The sequence below is a fragment of the Synechococcus sp. R3-13 genome (assembly GCF_047462195.1).
GTDB lineage: Bacteria > Cyanobacteriota > Cyanobacteriia > Thermostichales > Thermostichaceae > Thermostichus.
The window spans coordinates 1-5,041 of record NZ_JANSIO010000524.1 but is presented as its reverse complement, the minus strand read 5'-3'; the positions used below and the strand labels follow the sequence as shown (position 1 = coordinate 5,041).

The 5,041-nt window shown below is 54.7% G+C and carries 4 protein-coding genes; all 4 read right to left on the bottom strand.

Annotated elements, in window-relative coordinates; all coding sequences use genetic code 11:
* Window positions 1–163 precede the first annotated feature (163 nt).
* Window positions 164–727, bottom strand: coding sequence for a shikimate kinase (locus NW856_RS14335; protein ID WP_414374890.1), 564 nt, complete (start codon window positions 725–727; stop codon window positions 164–166).
* An 11-nt stretch (window positions 728–738) separates the two neighbouring features.
* Complete coding sequence (locus NW856_RS14330) at window positions 739–1,377, bottom strand: riboflavin synthase (protein ID WP_414332173.1); 639 nt, start codon at window positions 1,375–1,377, stop codon at window positions 739–741.
* Window positions 1,378–1,389: 12 nt separating this feature from the next.
* Window positions 1,390–3,087, bottom strand: a complete 1,698-nt coding sequence (locus NW856_RS14325) for an ATP-binding cassette domain-containing protein (RefSeq protein WP_414400777.1) — start codon at window positions 3,085–3,087, stop codon at window positions 1,390–1,392.
* A gap of 604 nt (window positions 3,088–3,691) precedes the next feature.
* Window positions 3,692–4,933: a response regulator gene (locus tag NW856_RS14320; protein WP_011433340.1), complete on the bottom strand. Its 1,242-nt coding sequence runs from the start codon at window positions 4,931–4,933 to the stop codon at window positions 3,692–3,694.
* Between the last annotated feature and the right edge of the window lie 108 nt (window positions 4,934–5,041).

The window sequence follows — 5,041 nt, the reverse complement described above, 5'->3', positions numbered from 1 at the left end:
GAGTTCCCTGAAGAAGTCCTCCCCCGCGGCAACGCGCTCTAAAGGAAGCTACCCTGGCTGCGTCAGGGATCCGCTCCCGGCGAATCTTGAGTAATCAAAAATCAAAAACTAAAGAGTTCAGGGATCCCTCATGGGATCCCTTTTTGTGTTGGGCGCGAGGTGGCTAGGAGGGGATCCCGTCTCGCAGGCGGGCGCGAATGGCTTGCCAGATCTGTTCAACCAATTGGGGCGGGCTGGTTTCTGACCGGATAGGCACCCGCACGTCGGCTTGGGCGTAGAACGGCTCTCGCTCTTGCATCAGCTTGTACAGGGCAGCTTGGGGGTCGGGGGTTTGCAGCAGGGGGCGTTGGCCGGGATCCCGCTTGAGCCGCTGCCAAATCAGCTCGGGGGTCGCATCCAGCCAAACGGTGAGGCCATGGTGCAAGTAGCTCCAATTTTTGGGGCGCAACACAATGCCGCCGCCTGTGGCGATCACCAACCGGGTGTAGCTGCTCAACTGGGCCAACACCTGCGTCTCCAGATCCCGGAAGTAGGCTTCCCCATGCTCGGCGAAGATCTGAGCGATGGAAGAACCCCCCACCTGCTCCACCAGACCATCGGTGTCGAAAAATTGAAAGCGCAACTGGGCTGCCAGCTCCGATCCCACGGTGGATTTGCCGCTGCCCATCATCCCAATGAGATAAACATTTACGCCGCGCAGGCGCTCAACTTCCTCGGGGTGGATCATGGGAAAGGTACCTAGATATAGCCATGCTCGGCCAGAAACTCCAGAGAAACGCTGCTCTCGGGGGGCAGCAAGCCCAGCAATTTTTCCACATACTTGCCCAAAATATCCGCCTCTATGTTGACGGGATCCCCAACTTGGAGCTGAGAAAGGTTGGTCTCGCGGTAGGTTTGGGGGATCACAGCCACCTTGAACCAGCAGCCCCCTTGGCGCACCTCAGCAATGGTCAAGCTCACCCCATTCACCGCCACGCTGCCCTTGGGTACGATGTAACGCCCGATCTCTTCAGGAACCTTGAAGCTCAGCTCCCAGGCGTTGCCAGTGGCGGCTTGATCCCACAGTTGCCCCACCCCATCGATATGGCCGCTGACAAAATGCCCCCCTAACTTGTCTCCTACCCGCAGCGCCGGTTCCAGGTTGACTGTGCGCGGGCCGAGGGATCCCTGGCCCCAAGTCGAGCGCCGCAGGGTTTCCGGCGAAACATCGGCCAAAAATCCATCGGGCAGAATCTCCACCACCGTCAGGCAAAGGCCGTCCACCGCCACGCTATCTCCATAGGCCAACTGAGGTTGCAACCGGGGACAGGTAACCCGTAGCTGTGAAGAATTGATCAACTGGGCTGTGCCCAAACTTCGAACCAGACCCGTAAACATTGCTTTGGCTCCTTAGGTTTTGCCGGCTGCCTTTTTGGCTTTCTGTTTTTCTCGCTCTTTGGCTCGTTTTTCGGCAGCGATTCGCTCTTGTCGGGCTTTCTCTTTCTCTTCAGCGATCTTTTCTAGATAGTAGTGATAGTTGCCCTGGTAGGCGACCAACTCTCCGTTGCGAATCTCTACAATCTTGTTGGCCACTTTTGAGATAAAGTAGCGGTCGTGAGAAACAAGGATCACCGTGCCATCGTAATGCTGTAAAGCTTCTTCCAGCATCTCTTTGGCCGGGATATCTAAGTGGTTGGTGGGCTCATCTAAAATCAGTAGGTTGGCCGGCTGAAGTAGCATTTTCGCCAACGCCAAGCGGGCTTTTTCTCCCCCGCTCAAAGCCGCTACTTTCTTAAAAACGGCGTCGCCACTGAACAAAAAGCGACCCAACAGCGTGCGCACTTCTTCGTTTTTCCAGTCGGGCACTTCGTCATGGATGGTGTCCAAGACGGTTTTGCTCAGATCCAAAGCCTCTGCTTGATTTTGCTCGAAGTAGGCAGGGATCACATTGTGTGCTCCCAATTTCACAGATCCCTCGGTAGGTTGCTCTAGGCCGGTGATAAGACGCAGCAGGGTGGATTTTCCTGCCCCATTGGGCCCCAGAAAGGCGACGCGATCCCCACGCTCGATCAACAGCTCCGCACCCAAAAACAAAATCTTATCTCCATAAATGTGCGTCAAATTCTCGATCTTCACCACCTCGCGACCACTGCGGGGAGCAGGGGGAAAGCGAAACTTGAGGGTACGCACGTCGCCAATGGGCGCTTCGACCCGCTCGATCTTTTCCAGTTGTTTTTCGCGGCTTTTGGCCTGAGTGCTGCGGGTGGCACTGGCCCGGAAGCGATCGATGAAGGTTTGTTGCCTTTCAATTTCCTTTTGCTGACGTTCGTAGGCAGCTTGTTGTGCCTCTCGCCGTTCAACTTTTTGGAGTAGGTATTGAGAATAGTTACCCAAGTATGTCGTAGAAACTCCTCGCTCCGTCTCCACAATTTGGGTGCAAAGCCGATCCAAAAACTCTCGATCATGAGAAACAATCACCATGGGGATCGTCAAGCTCTTGAGGTAGTTTTCCAGCCACTCAATGGTCTCCAAGTCTAGGTGGTTGGTCGGCTCGTCTAGCAACATCAAATCGGGTTTTTGCAGCAGGATTTTCCCCAGGCTGATGCGCATCTGCCAGCCGCCGCTGAAGGCGCTCACCAACCGATCCCCGTCCTCCGGCTCAAACCCCATTTCCGGCAGGATTTTCTCAATACGCGCCTCCAGTTCATAGCCATGTAAACTCTCAAATTGGCGCTGTAGACGATCTAGGCGGCGCAAAAGGGTTTCCAACGTGTCCGCGTCCGCCTGCTCCATCTGTTGGGTGATTTGGGCAATTTCTTGGTGAATGCGGTTTTCCTCTTGAAAGACTGTCCAGAACTCTTCTCGCACCGTTCGGGCGGGATCCACTCCAAATTCTTGGGTGAGATAGGCGATGCGCAGGTTGGCGGGGCGGATCACCTTGCCGCTGGTCGGTTCTTCTTGCCCGCAGATAATCTTGAGCTGGGTGGTCTTTCCGGCCCCGTTTACTCCCACTAGGCCGACGCGATCCCCAGGCTTAACTTCCCAGTTCACATCCTTGAGCACCTCACCGGTGGGATAGATTTTGCTAATGTGTTCCAGTCGCAGCATAATGCTCCTTGGGGATCGGGACCAATTGGAGAAGTGTGGCGTTTTCTTTACATTCTTTACTCGATTTTACGTATTCTTGGGATCCCTGTCCATGGATCCTGAGCAATTTCTGCTTGATTTCTCCCTCTCATTGATCTTGCCGGGATCCACGACAGCGTTTAATATTTCTGGTTTGCCTTCAGAAGTGCCTGCTGAACCCTGTTCGATCTTTTTTCATGTCTTCAGGGCTTGTTTGTCGGTACCCTTAGTATGGACTCTTTTGCCAGAAGCCTTGTGAGGCTTCTCTAAGGCTTAAACGACCTCTAATGCCAGCGGGGAAAAGCCAGTTCCTGAGAGAGATTGAAGTAGCCGGTCGTGATGACAATGAGGAAGGTTGATCGGATAAGTTTTCAGTGTATGGGATGCTTACTTCGTCTCTTGTTTCTGAAATCCCCGGCAACCTATTTTTCTCTTTTGGGCATGTCCTAATGAGCTATCAATCCATTGACATTAGCAGTCAGCTCAGACAAGTTATGGTCTCTTGAGTTGACTTCTTATCTAACATAAAACCTTTGTTGATTTTGACAGGAAAGCCAATGGCGACGGGGATCAACTCAGAAGGACACTACGCCTTGGCTTGATCCTCGAGGGAACGGGGGGATCCCTGAAACAGGGCAGGATGACCTGTTCTGCCTCCCTGAACCGACAGAGGATTTTGTCTGTGGGCAGGCGGCTGTTGGGCCAGAAGCCGCTTCACCTCTGCATTAAGCTGACTTTCGTTGAAGGGCTTGGTCAAGTAGGCGGTTGCCCCCGACCATTTGCCGCGGATGCGGGCCAGCAGACCATCGCGAGCGGTAACCATCAGGATGGGAAGGGACTTAAACTCTTCTAAGCTGCGCACAATGCGGCAAAGCTCTAGACCATCGATCCCCGGCATGGCGATATCCATCAACAACAGGTGGGGCCGATGCTGAAACAACAAAGGAAGCACCTCGGCGGGGTTGCCCGTTGTAATCACCTGATAGTTGGGCAAATACTGCCGTAGGATTTCCTGCATCACCACGCTGTCGTCCACCGCCAAGATGGTTATCGGGTTGTGGCGCTTGGTCTGCAGCAGCTCTTGGGGTGTTTGTAGGCTGACCAAACCTTTTTTCGCCCAGGAGGCAAAGAGATTGGCCACCTCCAGCCGATCCCGGCACAGCTTCTTGGCGATTGCTTCCAGCGACTGGCCATCTTTGGTGAGGGTGTGGAGCTTCTGTCGTTGCTCATCGGTGATGCGGTAGCGGTTGACCCGTTCCCAATTGACCACCGGCACCGCCAACAGGGTTGGGATCGCCACCTTCAAATCTGCCCAGCGATCGTGGCGCCGGGCGGCTTCTTGCAGCAGCGGCTCCAACTCAAACCCGCCAATGGGGGCCTCTTGGGCGACCTGCTCCTGCACCTCAAAGTAACAGGTGCCTGCCCGTTCGAATAGGTAGCGGTCGAAATCGGTAAGCAGGTTGAGCCACAGGGCATCTTCCAGCTCCCCCGGCTTGAGCAGGCCCAATTGCGTGATAGCCTCCAGCAGCTCAGGTAAGGAATGGTCTTTCATCAAGCGCTCTTGCACCACCGAGATGGCCCGCTGTGGCCATTCCAAGTTGAGGCGAGGAATAAAGCGGGAGAGTCGTTTCAGCAGGATTTGCGTGTTGAGGGGTTGATCGGCAGAAAAAAGCAGCCTGCCGTGGTAGTAGGTCAACACCCAGGGTTCCGCACCCTCAGAGGGATCCAGTCCCTTGAGGTGAATGTGCAGATATCCAGTGGTAAACCGCCAACCTTGCTGCCTGAGCAGTGGCGCAAGTTCCTCCGAGCCGAACACAAAACGGGACATGCAGCGTTCTCCGGGCCAACTTCTTCAGGCCAAATGAGCAGCGATTCACCTCAGCCACACGCTCAAACCGTCGAAAGGAGAGCATGACTCTAGTCAATAATAAGCTCA

Excerpts from the sequence above, each read along its gene's own strand:
- NW856_RS14330 (WP_414332173.1), bottom strand. The coding sequence starts at position 1,377 with ATGTTTACGGGTCTGGTTCGAAGTTTGGGCACAGCCCAGTTGATCAAT.
- NW856_RS14320 (WP_011433340.1), bottom strand. The coding sequence starts at position 4,933 with ATGTCCCGTTTTGTGTTCGGCTCGGAGGAACTTGCGCCACTGCTCAGG.
- NW856_RS14325 (WP_414400777.1), bottom strand. The coding sequence starts at position 3,087 with ATGCTGCGACTGGAACACATTAGCAAAATCTATCCCACCGGTGAGGTG.
- NW856_RS14335 (WP_414374890.1), bottom strand. The coding sequence starts at position 727 with ATGATCCACCCCGAGGAAGTTGAGCGCCTGCGCGGCGTAAATGTTTAT.